This window comes from Paeniglutamicibacter sp. (genome assembly GCF_046714615.1).
In the GTDB taxonomy this organism is placed as follows: Bacteria; Actinomycetota; Actinomycetes; order Actinomycetales; family Micrococcaceae; genus Paeniglutamicibacter.
The window spans coordinates 1-19,507 of the sequence record NZ_JBKKAP010000022.1 but is presented as its reverse complement, the minus strand read 5'-3'; the positions used below and the strand labels follow the sequence as shown (position 1 = coordinate 19,507).

16 protein-coding genes and 2 pseudogenes are annotated in these 19,507 nt (G+C 65.1%); 11 read left to right on the top strand and 7 right to left on the bottom strand.

The window, feature by feature from the left end:
* The first annotated feature begins 8 nt into the window (after positions 1-8).
* The 4 genes and pseudogenes from ilvD to ilvC all read left to right on the top strand — a co-directional run bounded on the left by ilvD (position 9) and on the right by ilvC (position 5,401).
* Positions 9-1,651, top strand: a pseudogene (ilvD, locus tag ACLQ7E_RS02800) (dihydroxy-acid dehydratase).
* A 283-nt stretch (positions 1,652-1,934) separates the two neighbouring features.
* Positions 1,935-3,812, top strand: a complete 1,878-nt coding sequence (locus tag ACLQ7E_RS02795; RefSeq protein ID WP_411731027.1) for an acetolactate synthase large subunit — start codon at positions 1,935-1,937, stop codon at positions 3,810-3,812.
* A gap of 6 nt (positions 3,813-3,818) precedes the next feature.
* A complete protein-coding gene (gene ilvN / locus ACLQ7E_RS02790) occupies positions 3,819-4,337 on the top strand; it encodes an acetolactate synthase small subunit (RefSeq protein ID WP_264269403.1) in 519 nt (172 codons plus the stop codon).
* A gap of 41 nt (positions 4,338-4,378) precedes the next feature.
* Positions 4,379-5,401 carry a ketol-acid reductoisomerase gene (gene ilvC / locus ACLQ7E_RS02785; RefSeq protein WP_411731026.1) on the top strand — a complete coding sequence of 341 codons (1,023 nt, stop codon included), beginning with the start codon at positions 4,379-4,381 and terminating at the stop codon, positions 5,399-5,401.
* Positions 5,402-5,536: 135 nt separating this feature from the next.
* On the opposite strand, the gene ACLQ7E_RS02780 is transcribed toward ilvC, so the two are convergent.
* The 6 genes and pseudogenes from ACLQ7E_RS02780 to ACLQ7E_RS02755 form a co-directional block, all read right to left on the bottom strand.
* A complete protein-coding gene (locus ACLQ7E_RS02780; protein ID WP_411731025.1) occupies positions 5,537-5,989 on the bottom strand; it encodes a FadR/GntR family transcriptional regulator in 453 nt (150 codons plus the stop codon).
* 110 nt (positions 5,990-6,099) lie between these two features.
* Positions 6,100-6,258, bottom strand: a pseudogene (locus ACLQ7E_RS02775) (GntR family transcriptional regulator); the annotation flags it as partial.
* A 56-nt stretch (positions 6,259-6,314) separates the two neighbouring features.
* Positions 6,315-7,685 (bottom strand): FAD-binding oxidoreductase, encoded by a 1,371-nt coding sequence (locus tag ACLQ7E_RS02770; RefSeq protein WP_411731024.1) that lies wholly within the window; start codon positions 7,683-7,685, stop codon positions 6,315-6,317.
* 491 nt (positions 7,686-8,176) lie between these two features.
* On the bottom strand, positions 8,177-9,007 hold the full coding sequence (locus ACLQ7E_RS02765; RefSeq protein WP_411731023.1) for a hypothetical protein: 831 nt from the start codon (positions 9,005-9,007) through the stop codon (positions 8,177-8,179).
* Between the two features lie 11 nt (positions 9,008-9,018).
* Positions 9,019-10,482 (bottom strand): phytoene desaturase family protein, encoded by a 1,464-nt coding sequence (locus ACLQ7E_RS02760; RefSeq protein ID WP_411731022.1) that lies wholly within the window; start codon positions 10,480-10,482, stop codon positions 9,019-9,021.
* Positions 10,483-10,503: 21 nt separating this feature from the next.
* On the bottom strand, positions 10,504-11,007 hold the full coding sequence (locus ACLQ7E_RS02755) for a hypothetical protein (RefSeq protein ID WP_411731021.1): 504 nt from the start codon (positions 11,005-11,007) through the stop codon (positions 10,504-10,506).
* Between the two features lie 281 nt (positions 11,008-11,288).
* On the opposite strand from ACLQ7E_RS02755, the gene ACLQ7E_RS02750 reads away from it, so the two are divergent.
* The 3 genes from ACLQ7E_RS02750 to ACLQ7E_RS02740 all read left to right on the top strand — a co-directional run bounded on the left by ACLQ7E_RS02750 (position 11,289) and on the right by ACLQ7E_RS02740 (position 13,541).
* Positions 11,289-12,239 (top strand): glycogen debranching N-terminal domain-containing protein, encoded by a 951-nt coding sequence (locus tag ACLQ7E_RS02750; RefSeq protein WP_411731020.1) that lies wholly within the window; start codon positions 11,289-11,291, stop codon positions 12,237-12,239.
* 71 nt (positions 12,240-12,310) lie between these two features.
* Entirely contained in the window at positions 12,311-12,745 is a 435-nt protein-coding gene (locus tag ACLQ7E_RS02745; protein ID WP_411731019.1) for a glycosyltransferase, read from the top strand.
* A complete protein-coding gene (locus tag ACLQ7E_RS02740) occupies positions 12,693-13,541 on the top strand; it encodes an HAD-IIB family hydrolase (RefSeq protein WP_411731028.1) in 849 nt (282 codons plus the stop codon). The genes ACLQ7E_RS02745 and ACLQ7E_RS02740 overlap by 53 nt, the downstream gene beginning before the upstream one ends.
* A 162-nt stretch (positions 13,542-13,703) precedes the next feature.
* Here ACLQ7E_RS02740 and ACLQ7E_RS02735 read toward each other — a convergent pair whose 3' ends face one another.
* Positions 13,704-15,935, bottom strand: coding sequence for a fibronectin type III domain-containing protein (locus tag ACLQ7E_RS02735; protein ID WP_411731018.1), 2,232 nt, complete (start codon positions 15,933-15,935; stop codon positions 13,704-13,706).
* 273 nt (positions 15,936-16,208) lie between these two features.
* Here ACLQ7E_RS02735 and ACLQ7E_RS02730 point away from each other — a divergent pair, with 273 nt between their 5' ends.
* The 4 genes from ACLQ7E_RS02730 to ACLQ7E_RS02715 all read left to right on the top strand — a co-directional run.
* Entirely contained in the window at positions 16,209-16,709 is a 501-nt protein-coding gene (locus ACLQ7E_RS02730; RefSeq protein WP_411731017.1) for a universal stress protein, read from the top strand.
* Positions 16,710-16,845: 136 nt separating this feature from the next.
* Positions 16,846-17,967: a GTP-binding protein gene (locus ACLQ7E_RS02725; RefSeq protein WP_411731016.1), complete on the top strand. Its 1,122-nt coding sequence runs from the start codon at positions 16,846-16,848 to the stop codon at positions 17,965-17,967.
* A 54-nt stretch (positions 17,968-18,021) separates the two neighbouring features.
* Positions 18,022-18,144, top strand: coding sequence for a type B 50S ribosomal protein L36 (gene ykgO / locus ACLQ7E_RS02720; RefSeq protein ID WP_411731015.1), 123 nt, complete (start codon positions 18,022-18,024; stop codon positions 18,142-18,144).
* Positions 18,145-18,618: 474 nt separating this feature from the next.
* Positions 18,619-19,507 (top strand): SH3 domain-containing protein (locus ACLQ7E_RS02715; RefSeq protein WP_411731014.1); only part of this gene is annotated, 889 nt, incomplete at its 3' end.

Below are 19,507 nucleotides of genomic sequence, written 5' to 3'. Positions count from 1 at the left end.
GCACAGATGTGACGGAAGGCGACCACCGCGCCCCGGCCAGGGCGATGCTGCGGGCCGTCGGCATGACGGACAGGACATGACCCGTCCGCAGATCGGCGTGGCCTCGTCCTGGAACGAGATCACGCCGTGCAACCTGTCCCTGGACCGCCTGGCGAAGGCCGCCAAGGCAGGGGTGCACGAGGCGGCCGGGTACCCGCTGGAGTTCGGCACGATCAGCGTCTCCGACGGCATCTCGATGGGCCACGTCGGCATGCACTACTCGCTGGTGAGCCGCGAGATCATCGCCGACTCGGTCGAGACGGTGATGGAGGCCGAGCGGCTGGACGGCTCGGTCCTGCTGGCCGGCTGTGACAAGTCGCTGCCCGGGATGCTGATGGCCGCCGCGCGACTCGACCTGGCCTCCGTCTTCCTGTACGCCGGTTCGATCATGCCCGGCAAGCTCGGTGACAAGGACGTCACCATCATCGACGCGTTCGAGGCCGTCGGTGCCTGCGCGCGAGGTCTGATCACCCGTGACGAGGTCGATGCCGTCGAGCGCGCGATCTGCCCGGGTGAGGGTGCCTGCGGTGGCATGTACACCGCGAACACGATGGCGTCCGCGGCCGAGGCGCTCGGGATGTCGCTGCCTGGTTCGGCAGCGCCGCCCGCGGTGGACCGGCGGCGGGACGGATTTGCGCGCAGGTCCGGCGAGGCGGTGGTCAACCTGCTCAAGCTGGGCATCACGGCCCGCCAGATCCTGACCAAGCAGGCCTTCGAGAACGCGATCGCCGTGACCATGGCCTTCGGCGGTTCCACCAACGCAGTGCTGCACCTTTTGGCCATTGCCCGCGAGGCCGAGGTCGATTTGACCCTGGCCGACTTCAACCGCATCGGCGACAAGATCCCGCACCTGGGTGACCTCAAGCCCTTCGGCCGCTACGTCATGACCGACGTGGACAAGATCGGCGGCGTTCCGGTGATCATGAAGGCCCTGCTCGATGCAGGCCTGCTGCACGGCGACTGCCTGACCGTCACCGGCAAGACCGTTGCCGAGAACCTCGCGGAGATCAACCCGCCGGATGTCGACGGCAAGATCCTGCGCGCCATGGACAACCCGATCCACAAGACCGGCGGCATCACCGTGCTGCACGGATCGATGGCACCCGAGGGCGCCGTCGTGAAGTCCGCTGGCTTCGACGCCGATGTCTTCGAGGGCACCGCACGCGTCTTTGACCGCGAACAAGGTGCCCTGGCTGCCCTGGACAACGGCGAGATCCACGCCGGCGACGTCGTGGTCATCCGCTACGAAGGCCCCAAGGGCGGCCCGGGCATGCGCGAAATGCTCGCCATTACCGGCGCCATCAAGGGTGCTGGCCTGGGCAAGGATGTCCTGCTGCTCACCGATGGCCGCTTCTCCGGCGGCACCACCGGCCTGTGCATCGGCCACGTCGCACCCGAGGCCGTCGACGGCGGCCCGATCGCGTTCGTCAAGGACGGCGACAAGATCCGCGTCGACATCGCAGCCCGCTCCTTCGACCTCCTGGTTGATGAGACCGAGCTCGAGGCGCGCAAGGTCGGCTGGGAGCCGATTCCGGCCAAGTTCACCACCGGTGTGCTGGGCAAGTACGTCAAGCTGGTCAACTCCGCCTCGACCGGCGCATACTGTGGCTAGTAAATAGCCTGAACCGAGGGGTGGACGTCGCCAAGGCGTCCACCCCTCGGACAACAGTCTCATATAATGAGATTGTGGGCGTGGGCGTTTGACTCTGGCTTTGGCGGCGACCAAACTGGACACATGCATATCCGCACCGAAGTACTACTAGTTATCAAGCGCTGAGCTTGGGCCCCTCCCTAACATGGAGGGCTTCGGTGACGCGCAAACCCCATTCGCCGCAAGGTGTCTTTGGGGTTTTTTTATGTGCAGGGTTAGAAGAGATAGAGAAGGATATATCCCCATGAGTAACGGAACCCCCGCCAGCCCCTCGCTGCCGGCCAAGCCCGCCAACCGTAGCAAGGATGCCGCTGTCTCTTCCGTCGTGGAAGCATCGAGCCTGGTCCAGGGCCCGAACAACATCATTGCTCCCACCGAGATGCTTGGCTCACAAGCCATTGTGCGCTCACTGGAAGAATTGGGCGTCAAGGACGTCTTTGGGTTGCCGGGCGGGGCCATCATGCCCACCTACGACTCGCTCATGGACTCGACCAAGATCAACCACATCCTGGTCCGCCACGAACAGGGCTCGGGCCACGCGGCCCAGGGCTACGCCATGGTCACCGGCGAGGTCGGGGTGTGCATCGCCACCTCCGGCCCCGGGGCCACCAACCTGGTCACCGCCATTGCCGACGCGCACATGGACTCGGTCCCCATGGTTGCCATCACCGGCCAGGTGCACAGCGCCTTCATCGGCTCCGATGCATTCCAGGAAGCCGACATCGTGGGCATCACCATGCCCATCACCAAGCACTCCTTCCTGGTCACCAAGGCCGAGGACATCCCGCGGATCCTGGCTTCCGCCTTCCACGTCGCAGCGACGGGCCGTCCCGGCCCGGTGCTGGTGGACATCACCAAGGACGCACAGCAGTCCAAGATGATATTCTCCTGGCCGCCGAAGATCGACCTGCCGGGCTACAAGACGGTGGTGCGCGGACACAACAAGCAGGTCCGCGAGGCAGCCAAGCTGATCGCGGCCTCCTCCCGCCCGGTGTTCTACGTCGGCGGCGGCGTCGTCAAGGGCCACGCCTCGGCCGAACTGAAGGAATTCGCCGAGCTGGTCGGCGCCCCGGTGGTCACCACCCTGCAGGCCCGCGGAGCATTCCCGGATTCCCACGAACTGCATGTGGGCATGCCCGGCATGCACGGCTCGGTCTCCGCGGTCACCGCGCTGCAGCAGTCCGACTTGCTGATCACCCTCGGCGCCCGCTTCGATGACCGCGTCACCGGGGTGCTGCACACCTTTGCCCCCAACGCCAAGGTCATCCACGCCGACATCGACCCGGCGGAGATCTCCAAGAACCGCACGGCGGATATCCCGATCGTCGGTTCGGTCAAGGAAATCATCCCCGAGCTCACCGAGGCCTGCCGCACCCTCTTCACCGAGGCCGGCGCCCCTGACCTGTCTGCCTGGTGGAACACCATCGGCCGGCTGCGCGAGACCTACCCGATCGGTTTCACCCCCACCAACGACGGCCTCTCGGCACCGCAGCACGTGATCCAGCGGATCGGCGAGCTGACCGGACCCGAGGCCGTATACGTGGCGGGCGTGGGCCAGCACCAGATGTGGGCCGCGCAGTTCATCAAGTACGAGCGCCCGCACGCCTGGCTGAACTCCGGCGGACTGGGCACCATGGGCTACTCGGTCCCGGCGGCCATGGGCGCAAAGGTCGGCAACCCCGACCGCGTGGTCTGGGCCATCGACGGCGACGGCTGCTTCCAGATGACCAACCAGGAACTTGCCACCTGCGTGATCAACAACATCCCGATCAAGGTCGCGATCATCAACAACTCCTCGCTGGGCATGGTCCGCCAGTGGCAGACCCTGTTCTACGATTCCCGCTACTCCAACACCGATTTGAACACCGGCCACGGCACCGCGCGCGTCCCCGACTTCGTGAAGCTCGCCGACGCCTATGGTTGCGTGGGGCTGCGTTGCGAACGCGACGAGGACATCGACGCGACCATCCAGCAGGCATTGGCCATCAATGACCGCCCGGTCGTCATCGACTTCGTGGTCTCGCGGGACTCGATGGTCTGGCCGATGGTCCCCACCGGCGTGAGCAACGACCTGATCCAGATTGCTCGCGGCATGACGCCCGAGTGGGAAGAAGAGGACTAAGACCCCATGGCACGACACACTCTTTCCGTACTCGTCGAAGACGTACCGGGCGTATTGACCCGCGTGGCAAGCCTTTTCGCCCGCCGCGCCTTCAACATCCACTCGCTGGCCGTAGGCCCCACGGAGATCAAGGGAATTTCCCGGATCACCGTGGTCGTCGACGCCGAGGGCGACCTGCTCGAGCAGGTCACCAAGCAGCTAAACAAACTCATCAACGTCATCAAGATCGTTGAGCTGATGCCCGAGGCTTCGGTGCAACGAGACCATATCCTGGTCAAGGTGCGCGCCGATGCGGCCACCCGCCTGCAGGTTACCCAGGCCGCAGACCTCTTCCGTGCCTCCGTGGTGGACGTGTCCACCGATTCACTCATCATTGAGGCCACCGGCAACGCCGAAAAGATCAACGCGCTGCTGGCAGTGCTTGAACCGTTCGGCATCCGCGAGATCGTCCAGGCAGGCACACTTGCCGTTGGACGCGGCTCCAAATCGATGTCGGACCGCGCCCTGCGCTCCGTCTCTGCCTAAAACGCAAACAAGCTTCACACTGATACCAAGGAGAAACCACAGTGACTGACATGTACTACGACGACGATGTAGACCTCTCGATCATCCAGGGACGCACCGTCGCCGTCATCGGCTACGGTTCCCAGGGCCACGCCCACGCGCTGAACCTGCGCGACTCCGGCGTGGACGTGCGCGTCGGCCTGAAGGCCGGCTCCAAGTCGATCGCCAAGGCCGAGGCCGAAGGCCTTCGCGTTGTCTCCGTTGCCGAGGCAGTGGCCGAAGCCGACCTGATCATGATCCTGACCCCGGACCAGGTCCAGCGCTTCGTTTACGCCGAGGACATCGCACCGAACCTGCAGCCGGGCGACGCCCTGTTCTTCGGCCACGGCTTCAACATCCGCTACGGCTACATCACCCCGCCGGCAGACGTCGACGTTGCCCTGGTCGCACCGAAGGCACCGGGCCACACCGTGCGCCGCGAATTCGAAGCCGGCCGCGGCATTCCCGACCTGATCGCCGTGGAGCAGGACTTCACCGGCGGCGCCAAGGCCCTGGCCCTGTCCTACGCCAAGGCCATCGGCGGCACCCGTGCGGGCGTCATCGAGACCACCTTCACCGAAGAGACCGAGACCGACCTGTTCGGCGAGCAGGCTGTGCTTTGCGGCGGCGCCTCGCAGCTGATCCAGTACGGCTTCGAGACCCTGACCGAAGCCGGCTACAAGCCGGAAATCGCCTACTTCGAGGTGCTGCACGAGCTCAAGCTCATCGTTGACCTGATGTGGGAGGGCGGCATCGCCAAGCAGCGCTGGAGCGTTTCGGACACCGCCGAGTACGGCGACTACGTTTCGGGCCCGCGCGTGATCACCCCGGAGGTCAAGGAGAACATGAAGGCAGTTCTCGCCGACATCCAGAACGGTGCCTTTGCCAAGCGCTTCATCGAGGACCAGGATGCCGGAGCACCGGAGTTCCTGGAACTGCGCAAGAAGGGCGAGGAGCACCCGATCGAGGAGACCGGCCGCGAACTGCGCCAGCTCTTCTCCTGGAAGACCTCCGATGACTACACCGAAGGTTCCGTCGCCCGCTAAGGTGTGCTGAACCTCAGGTGACAGCGGTTTCGTTCCGCTGGTTGTCCACAAGACGATGCCCGTCCCGACTTTTGTCGGGGCGGGTTTTGTCGTTGGCGGTCCACACCAGCCAGTGCCAGGCGAGCGGCGCCGGCCCTATTCCGTGTCCCTGGTCCGCTCGTACAACCACGCCACGTGGTCGCGCAGAAGGCCGGCCGCCATGTCCCCGTTTCCCGCCTCGACGGCGTCGAGGATCGCGTGGTGCTGGTCCCTGAGCGACTGCAGCACCACGGGCCATTGGCCCAGGGAAGCCAAGGCACCCTTGATGTAGCCGCGAATGGAGCCGCTGAGGGATTCCATGATCGTTTCGATGACGGTGTTTCCGGCCAGGGCTCTGAACGCCAGGTGGAACTGCGCATCGAGGGCGTGGAACTCCTCCGGGTCGATGTCCGGCTTGTCCATGGCGGCCAGCAGGTCCCGGGCAGGCTCGAGGTCGGCGGGGTTTTGACGCTGCGCGGCGGCGCGTGCTGCCCACGTTTCCAGCAGGATCCTTGCCTCGACGATTTCGGATACGGGAAGCCCGCTGCTGGCAACGTGCAGGTAAAGCACGGAGGAGAATCCCGCGGAGGGCTCGGAGACGACAAGCGCCCCGGATTTTGCCCAGCACCGCTGGGGCTGCGCAGGATGCCCATGGCGTCCAGGATGCGCATTGCCTCGCGCACCGATGCGCGGGAGATTCCGTACGTTTCGGCAAGTATGCGCTCCACGGGCAGCTGGTCCCCGGTCTTGATCCTCCCGGAGCGCAGCCCCGATTCGGTGTCCTGCAGGAACGCGTCGTAGCTCCGTGTGGGGGCCGGCGGGGCATCGGCGCCCGTCATGATTCCATCCCGCCCCGGGGAGAGGACTGCCATTGCCTTCCGGTTCCCGGCCATCGCTAGATTGCCTTGCCCGGATTCAGGATTCCCTTCGGATCGAACACGCTGCGGATGGCGTGCTGGATTTCCAGCGACACGTCGCCGAGTTCCTCCTGGAGCCAGTCGCGTTTCAGCAGACCGACGCCGTGCTCGCCGGTAAGCGTTCCGCCCAGCCGCTTGGCCAGGTAAAACATCTCGGCCAGGGCCTCCTTGGCCGGGCCCTCGGTGATTGTTTCCTCCGGATCCACGACGATCATGGGGTGGAGGTTTCCGTCGGCGGCGTGGGCGACGTTGAAGATCTTTACCCCGGTGTTAGTGGAGATCTCCGCCAGGCCGGCGAACACGTCCGCGAGCCTGTTGCGGGGAACGCCGATGTCGCAGATGGAAACCCGGCCCAGGCGCTCCAGAGAGGGGATCGCCTGGCGGCGGGCGGCCACCAGTGCGTCCGCTGTTGCGGTGTCGGCCGCCTTCTCGATGTGTGTGGCGAAGGGCTCGATGGCCCGGATCAGCACGTCCTGTTCAAGGAACGCGCCGTATCCGTCGGTTTGTGCCAGCAGGAAGGCCCCGCCCTTGGCCCGGTGGTTGGTTCCCTGGGCGGCGTCCACGGCTTCGAGCGTGGGGCCGTCCATGAGTTCAAGCACGGAGGGCTGGATCCGCGCGGCGATGATCGCCGAGGCGGCCATGGCGGCGGCCTCGACATTGGCGAAGTAGGCGGCGACCGTGGCGGTCTGGATGGGGGCTGGGCGGAGCCGCAGGGTCGCCTCCACGACGATGCCCAGGGTCCCCTCGGATCCGATCATCAGGGCGTTGAGGTCATAGCCGGTGACGCCCTTGATGGTGTTCCGACCCGTGACCAGAATCCGGCCGTCGGGCAGGACCACCCGAAGCGAGAGCACGGACTCGCGGGTCACGCCGTACTTGGCACACCACATGCCACCGGCGTTGGTCGCGATGTTGCCGCCGATGGAACAGATGGCGGTGCTGGCCGGATCGGGGGCGTAGAACAGTCCATGGGCGGCGGCAGCGGCGTTCACTTCGGCATTCAGGACGCCAGGCTCGACCACGGCGAGCTGCTCAACCGGGTCGATATGCAGGATCCGGTTCATCCGGGACAAATCGAGGACGACTTCGCCCGCCTGCGCGGATGCCCCTGCGGCCAGTCCGGTGCCCGCGCCCCGGGGAACGACGGGTACGTTGTGTGCGGTGGCCAGCTTCATGGTATTCACGACCTCGTCCGCGCTCATCGCGTAGACGACGCCATCGGGAAGGCTCGGCGGGAGGTACCCCGAACGGTCGGTGCTCACCCTCACGCGTTCTTCCCTCGCGGTCGAGGCGTGGGCGCTGGCATTGAGCAGGATCGCAGACGCCGTGAGATCTTTTGTGGTGCTCATGGGAAACCTCGTTGCTTCTTGTTGCGCCGGCACGATATCGCGGCCCAGAGCGCCTAAACATTCCACGATCCTGGAAGGAATCCCGGTGATGCGGTTGAAGATCGGCTATCGGTCTGACCATCCTTACGTACTGGTCAGACCGTAGTCAAGGATGTCTCGGCATCAGTCTTTTTTCCGTTCCCGTTTTGCATGGGGGATGTCCTGACGTGTCGGACAAATCCGGCAGGGATTCCCTTTGCCTGCGGTTCCATGGGCGTTACTGCCGGTTCATGGCTCTTGGCCGGCCAAATGGATATCCACTTTTGCCTCCTGCCAACCCGAGGATCTCACCGGCGAATGGTTCCGGGGACTGGCCCCCGGAACCATTCGGCCCTGCCAGGCCGGGGCCCATCGTTGGCGGACTGGCGAAGGGGCTCTTCCGAAACGGGCGTGGGGAGGCACCCGACGGCTGGCATGGAACTGAACCACCAACGGTGAGGTGCGCCTAGAACCTATTCCTGGTTATGGTGAAGGGGCACGCGCGTGTGGCTTTCCTCGGTGGAATCCTCGCTGCGCCACGTAATTTCCAAAAACGGCGGGGCAGTGGCCCACCCGACGTCGTCCTTGACCTGGTAGAGGCCGATGAATTCCCCATCGGGAAGTTTCTCGGCCGTGAAGCTCCAGTCCGATTTGCCATCCACGGTGACTTTTCCCGTGGTACGCAGATCAACGTCAAACACCGCGCGTCCGGTTCGGTTGGCCACGTGCGCGGTCATCGGATCGATCCAGTCGACTTCCAGGTTGCGTGTCATAAGTAGAGCGTAGACCGAATCGGCCTGGGGGTCGCCGTTTGTGCTGCCCGCACGGCCCAGCGATTTCCGGGATCCCGGATCGCCGGGAATCGCTGGGCAGGTGCTCGGGAACGGTTTCCCCGGCCTGGCGGGGCCGGTCCCGTGTTCTGGTCGGCGACCGGCCACAGGACTCCGAGGCCTTGTTTTTGGGCTGAATGCACGTAGCACCTGGATAGATGGTGACAGGTGAACAAGTCGTCGTTTCCGCCCACCTGCAGGCGATGATCGGTTTCGATGCCGTTTTTTCCAAGGCAGCGCCAAGGCCCGAATCCGGGCCGACGGTGGGAAAACCGACAGATAGGTTGGACGGTGATCTCCGCAAACGAATACATGCGGGACCTGCTCCTTGAAACGCACGATCTCGAGCCATTTCTTAGTGCGCCGGCAGACCTCGGCGCCCAGGCGCTGTCCGTGGCCGGGGGTCGGCACCAGTCGGAACCAGGGATTCGCAATTTGTTCGGTGAGCGCATGAGGGGGCCTGGTTTCTTCCATGGACTCCTGCCTTACGGACGAGCGCCGGTCTCGCCGGTTGTGGTGGGGCGCCTGGCGATGCCAAGGTCCCGCAGCACCGCATGGGCCGCGTGCCACCCGGCCATGCCGTGTACTCCGCCGCCCGGCGGCGTGGAGGAGGAACAGATGTAGAGCCCCGGCGCCCCGGCGCGGTACGGCCGCAGCGTGGGGGCCGGGCGCAGCAGCTGCTGGGTCCCGCGCAGCGAGCCGCCGCCGATGTCCCCGCCGACCAGGTTCGGGTTCCAGTCCTCCAGCGCGCGCGGCGGGGTTTCCACGCGGGTGATGATGCGCTGGGCGAAACCCGGGGCGAAGCGTTCGATCTGCCGGTCCACCAGGGGCCCGACCTCGGCGTCGCAGCCATTGGGCACGTGCGCGTAGCTCCAGATGACCTGCCGGCCCGCAGGAGCCCGGGACCCGTCCACGGCGGAGGGCTGGGCGAGCATGACAAAGGGTCGGGCGGAGACCCTGCCCCGGCCAACCTCCCGCTCCGCATCCATCAGCTCGGCCAGGGAACCGCCCACGTGGACGGTTCCGGCGTGTGCGGTCCGCTCGTCCCGCCAGGGGATCGGCCCGTCCAGCAGGTAGTCGACCTTGAAGGCGCCGGGACCGTACTTCCAGTGCCGCAGGTGGGCGGCGTAGCGCCCGCCGATGCCCGTGCCTTTCAACTCCAGCACCTGTCGCGGGGTCAGGTCCAACAGCACCGCGTCGCTGGCCGGCAGCTCGCGCAGGTCGCGCACCGGGCTGTGGGTGTGAATCACCACCCCGGCCAGGGCCAGGTGCCGCACGAGGGCGTTGATGATGGAGTTGGTTCCGCCCTGGGCCACGGGCCACCCCAGCGACTGCCCCAGCCCTCCGAAGAGGACCGCGAATCCGGCGGTGAACGCGTGGTTCAACGGAAGCATCGAGTGTGCCGCCGAGCCGGCGAAGAGGGCGCGGGCGGCCTCGGTGCGAAAGGCCAGCCGCGCGGTGGCGCCGGCCGGCCACAGCGCCCGCGCGCCAAAGCCTGCCATCAGCGGCGGGTGCGGCGGGATGCGCAGCAGGGGACCGGTGGCGTTTTGCAGGGATTCGAGCGGGTGCCCGGCCACCGCCCGGTGGAGCAGCCGCCACGCCCCCGCGTCCACGCCCAGCTCCTCGGCAGTCTGTTCGAGGTCAGGATGCAGCAGCACGCTGCTCCCGGTATCCAGCGGGTGGGCCATCGGGTAGCGGTGGTGCAGCCAGCGCAGGCCGTGGCGTTCCAGGTCAAGATGCCGGAAAGCGGGGCTGCCGATGCCGAAGGGGTGTGCCGCGGCACCCAGGTCGACGATGGTTCCCGGCCCCAGCGTGTCGGCCGAGCGCGCTGCCCCGCCGGGATGTTCCCCCTGCTCGTACACGGACACCTGCACCCCGTGTTCGGCCAGCCGGGCGGCGGCGGCAAGGCCGTTGGGCCCGGCGCCGACGACGATCGCGGTTCGTGTCATGGTGTAGATCCTTTCTGGTGGCTACCCGGCGAAGAAGCGTTCCTCCCAGGTGGCCCCGATGATCCCGCGCACCTGGTCGATCTGGTCGATGGCGCGGGCCTGCAGGTCGCGCAGCAAGTCGGCGTCGAGGCGTGGATCCTTGGCGGCAATCAGGATCAGGGTTTCCCACATGGAGAGCTTGGCGCGCAGCATCCCGGCCAGCACGTCCAGTTCCACCTGCGCCGTGCCGGCCTGCCGCCGCCGCAGGAGGTTCACCGGATTGACCCGTCCCAGCAGGCGCACCGCATGGGTGAACACGATCTTCAGCGGGTGCCCGCCGTAGCCCAGGCGGTCGATGAGGAGCCGCAGGTCCTCGCGGTCCGTCATGACCTGGCGGCACAGGGACAGGAACGCCGCCTCGTGCTCGGTGCCCTTCCAGGTGTCTGCCGCCGCACGGAAGGCATTGACCCCGCCCTCGGATCCCAGGAAGTGCTCGTTCAGGTAGTTGGAGTAGGTCTGGTGGCTGACGCCCCGGAAATCATTCATGATTGCTCCTCGGATTCGGCTTGGGGAGGCCCTGGCCGGCGAGCCGGGCCCCCGGAGGGGATGGTGGGCCGCGCACCTATGGAGGGGGCGGCAACCCTTGTCCCCACCCTACGTCCATCGCGCAGGGCCAGGGAAGGAAAGCGCAGTGTGCGCCCCGGTCCGGGCCCTTCGGCGAGGGTGCACCTCGGGGCGGAAAACTGTTCCACCGGCCGGGGCATCGGCCCATGCCGGGTATTGTGGTCAAGCTGCGGACGGCAGTTCGCACTTTTTGATGGACTTTGATGATGCAGGGCCCACACCACACCAATGTCTTCGGCCCCGGGGCAGGCGCCGCGCGCCGCCTCCACGCCGTCACGCCGTCGCGCCGTCACGACGTCGCATCCGGCGCACCTCCCAAGACCCGTGCCCGGGGGCGTTCTCCCAGGGTGAGGGCCTGGACCTCCGGGGTGGGTGGGCACTTGGCGGGCCCGGGAGCCCTCACCATACTGCACGGAACCACGTTCGCGCTGGCGCCCGCCAACAGCGGCATGGGCGGCATCCGCCCCCATGAATTCTTCTTCCGCGAAACCGGTTTCATCTCGGGCTGGCGGTTGCGGATCAACGGCAGGGAGGTCGAGCCCCTGTGCGGTACCGCCCTCCAGCCCTTCAAGGCCATGTTCGTCGGCCGGGTGGCAGGAAGCCGGGAAACCGAAAGCCATGCGCTCATCGAGCGCCACCGCAGCCTCAATGGCGGGCTGAAAGAGCGCATTGTTGTCCACACCTATTCGAACAGCGAGTTCACCGCCACGCTCGTCCTAGGGTCGAAGTCGATTTCGCCGACCTATTTGACGTCAATCCCGGACGCCGCCGGCGGGCTCGCCCCAGGGGATCCCGGTGGTCTCCACGGCCCACAACCGCATGGATGCACTTACCCTGCCCGTCTATGGCGCAATCTCCGAACGCGCCCCCTTGGTGGCAGTTTCCCGGCACCATGCGGCCACCGCCCTCGGGGTCGCCATTTGCCGGGTCATCCACCACGGCTCGACGCCGCCCGGATCCCGGTCGGCACCGGAACCGGTGGCTATGCCTGCTTCCTGGGCCGGATGCACCCGAACAAGGGCGTGCTCACCGCGATCCACGTGGCCCGCAGGGCCGGGGTCCCATTGCGGATCGCGGCGAAGATGGCCAGCGCCGGCGAACACGAATACTTTGCCAACGTCATCCGTCCCGAGCTGGGCGGCGACATCGTATAATCCGGAGAGTTGCGGGCCGGCGAAAAGTTCCTTCCGCTCGGCGAGGCCTTTGCCTTGCTCAATCCCATCCAGTGGGCCGAACCCTTTGGGTGGCCACCATCGAGGCCATGGCCACCGGCACCCCGGTGCTGGGCACCCCTCGCGGGGCCGCCCCGGAGATCGTGCTGGACGGGGTCACTGGATTCATCCGGGACACGCCCCTGGCCATGGCCGCCGGCCTGTCCGAATGCGCGACCCTTACGCGCGCGGACTGCCGCCGTTCGACGGAAACGACCTTCAGTGCCCGGCGAATGGTGCGCGAGCACGTGTGGAGCTCTATGAACAACGCCTGGCCGGGAAACCTGGCCCCCCTGATGTTTCGGTCCGGGGGATCGAGCGGTTCCGGGTCCAGGGCGGCGTCATGGGGGATAACAGATGCGACACCGCCGGGCCGCCCCGGTAGACTCCGTGAATATGCACGCCAAGCAGCAATCGCCCACGAAAACCAGCCATGCTGTCTTCCTTGACGTGGACGGCACCTATGCGGATTACGGCGTGGTTCCCGCGGCCCACCTGCTTGCTGTCCGCGCGGCGCGCGCGGCGGGGCACAAGGTCCTGCTGTGCACCGGGCGTCCACTGTCCATGCTTCCGGCACACATCCTCGAGGCCGGATTCGACGGACTGGTTGCCAGCGCCGGGGCCTACGTCGAGGTGGCGGGCGAGGTGCTCATGGACCGGCGGTTCCCCGCCGAGATGGCCGCCCGGACGCTGGCAGCGCTGGACGCCCACGATGCGGTCTACGTGCTGGAAACCCCGGACTCGCTCCATGTCCGCCGCGAGGCCGAAGCGCGATTGAGGGAGATAATCGAGGCGCACTTCAGCCAGCGTCCCGACGCCCGGGCGAGTGGCTCCTCTGCCATCGTTGGCTCCCTGACACCGATCCCAGCCCTTCCGTCCTTCGCCAAGATCTCCGTGTTCGAGGCACCGGTGACGGTGGGCAGCATTGCCGCCGAAATCGGCCAGGACGTCGCCGTGGTCGAGAATTCCATCGCCGACGAGGGCCGGCACACCGGGGAGCTTTTCAGGCGCGGCATCAGCAAGGCCGATGGCGTCGCGGTGGCCATCGAGCGTTTGGGCATTTCCGTCGAAGACACCATCGCGTTCGGGGACGGGGAAAACGACCTGGAGATGGTCGCCTTCGCGGGGCTCGGCGTTGCCATCGAGGGATCTCATCCCGGGCTCCTGGCCCTGGCCGACCGCACTGCGCCCCCGCCGAGCCTCAACGGGATTGCCGAGGCCTTTGCCGAGCTGGGTCTGATCTAAAGTCAGTTCGTTGCCCCAAAGACCAAGGATCGCCCGAAGGTAAGTTCGGGCGATCCTTGGAAATCATGTAGTTACCCGGCTATTGCCGTGGGCGTGGCCCTATCCTTGCCTCCCATGAATGCCGTGGGAACCGGAGACCGGAAGGATCAAGCCAAACAGGTTCTACTTGGGGCCGATGGCGCACACCGGACGGTTGGCATTGTCCGAGTTCGCATTGCCGTTGCGCTTCTCTTGGCCCTTGCCATTGTTGGAGCCGGCCTTTTCAGAGCGGTTCTCCAGGCACGCGTGGGTGGCGGGAGGCTCCATGCCGGCCTCGGTGACCCACTTCCCGCCCTTGTCGGTCTTGGTGATGGTGAATTCGTCGTAGAGCGCGCCGACCGGGAGGTCGGTGGTTGCCTTGGCGGTCTTCTCCGCAATGTAGGAGCGGTAGACCATCTTGTCCTTGGACACATCGACGACCTGGTAGGTGGTCACGCCCGCGCCGCGCAGCACCTGGGTGGCGCCGTTGTTGGTCCAGACGTTCTTGGCATCGGTTTCCAGCTCGTAGTGCTTGGCGCCGGAGTTGGCGACGGCGTAGACCGGGCCGGTGGTGAGACCGGCGGTGTCCGTTGCATCGGTGTTCACGTAGCCGCGGGCGTAGGTGTGGTCGTGGCCCATGAGCACCAGGTCGATGTTGTGCTTCTGGAAGACCGGGACCCAGACCTCGCGCAGGATCGGCTCGTTGCGGCCGGCGGAGGTGGAGAAGACCGGCTGGTGGAAGGTGACGACGTTCCACTTGGACTTGCTGTCCTCCAGCACGTGGTCAAGCCATGCGCCCTGGAATTCGGTCCAGAGGCGCGCAACCTTGGTGGAGGGGCATTCGGTTCCGGCGCAGGCCGGCAGGTTGTCCGGCGTCAGGAACGCGGTGTCGCGGGTGGCATTGATGGTGATGAACCGGGTGTCTTGGTAATCGGTGAAGTACACGGTCTCGGCGGCGAACTCGGCCCAGTGGGCGAAGTAGGCCGAGTACTGGTGTGCCACATCCGTGTCGCCGACGGCCAGGTCGGCCATTTTACCGATGGTATCGGTGTCCGGGTTGTTGTGCGGGTACTCGAAGTTTGCCTTCCACGCCGCGAGCTTCTTGTCTCCGGAGTATTCGTGATTGCCGGGGGCAGCCATGATGTTGGTGGTTGCCGCGGACTTGGTCATGCCGGCAAACCAATTGAGCCATTCGGTCTCATTGTTGCCGGTGTTGATCAAGTCGCCGGCGTGGACCGAACCGATCGAGTGCGGGGCCTTGGCCTCGGCCTGGCGAACGACCTCGGGCCAGGTGCTGTCCAATCCGATCTGGGCGTCGCCGTAGTACAGGAACTGGAAGTCCATGGAGTTCGGGTCGGCGGTGGTGAACGTGTGCCATTCGCTGAAGCTGCCTTCGAGGCCGACGCGGTAGGTGTATTCGCTGGCGGGCACCAGGTCGGCGACGGTGGCCGAGTAGTGCGGCTTGGGATTGTTGTTGACCTTGCCGGACATGTAGGCATCAACGGTGCGCACCGGCCCGCCGGAGGTGCGACGAATCTGCACCTGGCCGCTGGCGTGGCTCGCATCCCCGGCGAGCCAGGAGAAGGACTGCGAGGTCTCGGGTGTGGTCGTCGGGGTGAGGATCACCCTGGACGGCGGGGCTGCAATGGTTTCGCCGACCTTGGCCAGACGGATGGAGGGGACATCAAGGTAGATGTCCGAGCTGGTCTCACGGTCCTGGTACAAGGCGATTGCCACGGTGTTGATGCCATCGACGAGCAACTCGGGGTCGGCATGGAAGGTGTTGGCGACGGGGTCCCCGTTGCTGGTGCCGGCGTATTCCTGGTTCTTGGTGCCGGTGGCACGCTCGTCAAGGAAACCTGCGACCTTTGTGCCGTTGATCCACACAGCCAATGCGTCGTCGTGTACGACGTCCCCAATGATGCTACCGACCTCGGCCGCGGCACCCTGGCCGAGCTCGAAGGTGGTACGGAAGAAGTAGGTGGGAACGGTTGGTGCGGCCGCACCGTCCAGATAATGGTTCAGCAAGGTTGCCGGAGTATGCGGACCGACCGCGGAGAGCGTGCCGTTCTTGGCGCCGAAGCTGCCCTTGGCGCTCTTCCAAGCCGAGTCGTCAAACCCCGGTGCGATCCAGGATCGCAGCTCGGTGGAGCCCGCGGCGGGGTCGGTTCCGTCGTCGAGGTACTGCCATGTGGTGTCGGTGGCGGAAACGACCGGGTCGGCGGGCACTGCCGCGGCTGCGAAAGTTGGCGCGGGAGCCACAAGCACCCCGCCGAGCACTGCAAGTACCGCGACAGAGGTCGTACCTCGTTTGCTCCGGCGGGCCGGGTTCTGGGTCTGGATCATGACTTCCTTCATGTGGGATGCGAGATCCATGCGTGTCTTGGGATGTTCGGACACAGCCGGCACGCCTCCGGTGATGGGCGGTGGCGCTGCACGCATGATTTCCCAACGTATCCAAGGTGCATGTCGCTTGGACGCCGTTCCGGTGTCCGGCGGGCAAACCCGGGGTGACAGGCCTTTTTGTGCGGAGGGTGGTGTCCGGTGGACAGGGCATGGATGGCAACCGGGACCGGTATTCCCCTCGCGGTGATATGGGCGGAAAATATCCAGTAGGAAGAGATGGGGTTGTAGCCAAGCCAGGAGGCCATGATGAACAAGGAAGTGCCAAACGTCGGGGGAATGGGACCGATCATCGTTGGGGTCTTGCCCAAGCAGCCGAGGCGGGTGGTCCTCGAGGCCCGGGTGCTGGCCGAGGCACTGGGTGCACCACTGGTCTTCGCTTATGTCGAGATCAACAGCTATCTGGTCGAATGGGAACTCAAGGAAAACATCCGCGGCAATTCGCTGCATCCCAAGGATATCGACGAGGACATGACCGAGGACGCCCGCGACATCCTGCATATCCTTGACAGCGCAATGGCCGGCACCAAGATCGACTGGTCGCTGCGCGTGCTGGCGGGGGATCCCGGCAAGGCGTTGGCAAGGCTGGGCAGCGATCTGCACGCGCGCATGATCGTGGTGGGCACCCGGCACAAGGGTGTCGGGGCGAGGATGTCGGAACTGCTCAACGGGACGACAGCCCACCACGTGATTGCCCACCAGCAGCTGCCCGTGGTCGTGGTCCCGGTCCACCACGACGCGCCCTGAGCATGCTGGTTTAACGCAGGCGAAGCGTGCGCCTGAGGGCCTACACGGTGACGCAGGGTGCCGGCGGCTGACGCTTGACGGCTCGCGAATGAATCGGCAGGCAACACTCTGGCCAACTTGCTAATGAGAATCATTCTTGACTAAAGTAATTGACGTGACTCTCATACTTGTAACCTCGCTTGAATCCCACATCCGCGACAAGGCGCTCGACGCTTTGGTGGCATCGATGCCCAACGCGATGGTGGTTCGCCACGACCTGCTCGAGGGCGAACGCGTGCTGCGACGCGTGTCCCGGGGAACAACAAGCCTGGAACGAACCGAAATCCCGTTGGAGCATGGATGCCTCACGTGCACCGTGAGGCTTGATGTGTTGCCCACGGTGACCCGCGTCCTCGACGCACTGCCCGAAGACGTGATCGTGGGATTGCCGCCAAGCGTGAATGCGGACATGGTGTTGGAGTACCTCGAGCCGCAACTCGCGTTGCGGGGGAGAGCACTCGACTCCGTCTGTCTGGCACTGGATCCGGCCGCCCTTGAAGACCAGATGTGGGACAACCGCACGCTCTGGCAGGCAGGCCTCAGTAGCGTGGCGGAGGACGACAGGACGGCAGGCGAGTTCCTCGTCAAAGAGATCGCCTTCGCCGACAGTTCGCTGATGCTCGAGGGCCTCTTTGCGCACCTTTTCGAAACGGACGCGCCCGGTTGCCAAACGGGGGGAGACGACTTCCTGCGCGGCGCCCAGCTGCTTACCGAACTGGGACCGCACCTTGCGGTGATTCACCCTGACGAGGATCTCGCACCTGCAATCTACGATCCGCAATCCGCCCGCCGGCGTTCGACGCCCGGCAACGTCAACGTCCGTGAAGGCGGCAAGGGTGGCGACGGCGAGGGGGCCTCGGCCCAGGACCGGGCGTTCACGACTCTGGAGCTGCATGCGGAGCGACCGTTGCATCCGGTACGGCTCAAGGACGCGTTGCACGGTCTGGCCGAGGGCTGCGTGTGGTTGCGCGGCACCTTGTGGATCGGCAGCGCGCCGGAAACCAAAATGGTGCTTGGCGGTGCCGGCCCGTTCGTTTGGCTGGAGAGCCAAGGAAAATGGGGCGCCGAGACCGCGCACACCCACATCGCGCTGACCAGCGACACCAATGATGCGTATGAGTTGGCGGAGCTGCTGCGCGCCTGCGAACTGTCCGACACCGAAATCCTCGAATCGCCAAACAAGTTTGACGACGCTCTGCGGCTAACGGACCTGACCTGAGAACTGCGGCGGCCGCCGACAATTCTTTACTGCAATATCTACCGAAGGAAAATAATGAAAGTACGCAACTCCATCCGAGCGCTCAAGAAGATTCCCGGTGCCCAGGTCGTCCGGCGCCGTGGCAGGGTCTTCGTGATTAACAAGAAGAACCCGCGGATGAAAGCCCGTCAGGGCTAAGGAAATTTCCTTGGGCGTGATGGTCGTACGTGGCTGAACCCCGTATGGCTATCACGCCCACATCTCGTTGCCCACGCGGCGGAAAGCCGCCGGGCTTGGGCCCGGGCTATGGCCAAAGGACATAGCCAGCCGCCTCGGATCCCAACGGCGAAAGACGACACTCTTGACGCCTAGATCGAACCAACACGTTGGAGTGATATTTCCCGACGCAGAACACTGCGGGCGAGCCAAATGCGGTGGTGTTTGATCTTTAGGACATCCCCGGGTCTCCAGGCGTGACCTGTCTTGGTGAATATCCGATGAAATCCGCTGCTCTCATACCAGAAAGATCAGCTTAACCTCTCGTCGACGTGATGTTTTTGGGTAATGTTAGGCGTTGATCGTCATTCGCCTTGCCAGGAGCCCACATTGCAACGTAAACACCTTGGAGTAGTGCTGGCTCTTGCCGTTGCACTGATTGGCGGGCCAACAACAATGGCCACCGCCCAGCCGATCGCTCCGATGTCGTCGGTGAGTGTGAATGCCGCCCAGGCGAAAGCGGTCAAGCAAACCACGGCCAACCTGAACCTGCGCAAGAGCGCCAGCGTGAAGTCGGCTTCGTTGGTGCTTGTCCCCAAGAACACGAAGCTCACCATACTCAAGGTCAGTGGCAACTGGCACCAAGTTTCCTACAAGTCGAAAACCGGTTGGGTGTCTGGCGACTACCTGAAATCTGTTCCTGCGGAGAAGGCCAAGGTTTACAACTACACCAAGTCGTTCACCGCGGTGAAGGCCAAGGCATCTGCTGGTTCTGCCCACGTTCTTTCGCTTCACCGTCAGACGAAGGTGGAGGTGCTTGGCAGGAGCGGTTCCTGGACCCAGGTCCTGGTCTCGGGGAAGACAGGATTTGTTCCGGCTTCTGCCCTCAGCTCGTCGAATCCTTCGGCGGTTTACCATTGGGTGAAGGGCGCACAGCCCGTCTTCCAAAGTACGAAAACCTCGAGCAAGAAGATTGCCACGCTTTCGAACAACACGAGGATCACGTGGCTGCGGACCTCGGGTTCCTGGCAGCAGGTGCGGACCAGCGCTGGGATTGGCTGGATCCAGTCCGCCAAGCTTTCCACCACGGCGATCAAGGCTCCGGCGAAGGCCAAGGTGTACAACTACACCAAGTCGTTCACCGCGGTGAAGGCCAAGGCGGCAGTAAGCTCGGCCACCGTGGTCTCGGTCCACCGCCAGACCAAGGTCGAGGTGCTGGGCAAGAGCGGGTCCTGGACGAAGGTCCTGGTTGCGGGCAGGAACGGCTTTGTTCCGACCAGTTCCCTGAGTACGTCGAATCCTGCGGGTGTCTATCGCTGGGTCAATGGACGGCAGCCGGTTTTCC

Bases quoted from the DNA above. Each gene is read 5' to 3' on its own strand.
- ykgO (WP_411731015.1), top strand. From the start codon at position 18,022: ATGAAAGTACGCAACTCCATCCGAGCGCTCAAGAAGATTCCCGGTGCC.
- ACLQ7E_RS02755 (WP_411731021.1), bottom strand. From the start codon at position 11,007: ATGAATGATTTCCGGGGCGTCAGCCACCAGACCTACTCCAACTACCTG.
- ACLQ7E_RS02770 (WP_411731024.1), bottom strand. From the start codon at position 7,685: ATGAGCACCACAAAAGATCTCACGGCGTCTGCGATCCTGCTCAATGCC.
- ACLQ7E_RS02740 (WP_411731028.1), top strand. From the start codon at position 12,693: ATGCACGCCAAGCAGCAATCGCCCACGAAAACCAGCCATGCTGTCTTC.
- ACLQ7E_RS02750 (WP_411731020.1), top strand. From the start codon at position 11,289: ATGATGCAGGGCCCACACCACACCAATGTCTTCGGCCCCGGGGCAGGC.
- ACLQ7E_RS02765 (WP_411731023.1), bottom strand. From the start codon at position 9,007: ATGGAAGAAACCAGGCCCCCTCATGCGCTCACCGAACAAATTGCGAAT.
- ACLQ7E_RS02730 (WP_411731017.1), top strand. From the start codon at position 16,209: ATGATGAACAAGGAAGTGCCAAACGTCGGGGGAATGGGACCGATCATC.
- ACLQ7E_RS02795 (WP_411731027.1), top strand. From the start codon at position 1,935: ATGAGTAACGGAACCCCCGCCAGCCCCTCGCTGCCGGCCAAGCCCGCC.
- ilvN (WP_264269403.1), top strand. From the start codon at position 3,819: ATGGCACGACACACTCTTTCCGTACTCGTCGAAGACGTACCGGGCGTA.
- ACLQ7E_RS02760 (WP_411731022.1), bottom strand. From the start codon at position 10,482: ATGACACGAACCGCGATCGTCGTCGGCGCCGGGCCCAACGGCCTTGCC.
- ACLQ7E_RS02735 (WP_411731018.1), bottom strand. From the start codon at position 15,935: ATGGATCTCGCATCCCACATGAAGGAAGTCATGATCCAGACCCAGAAC.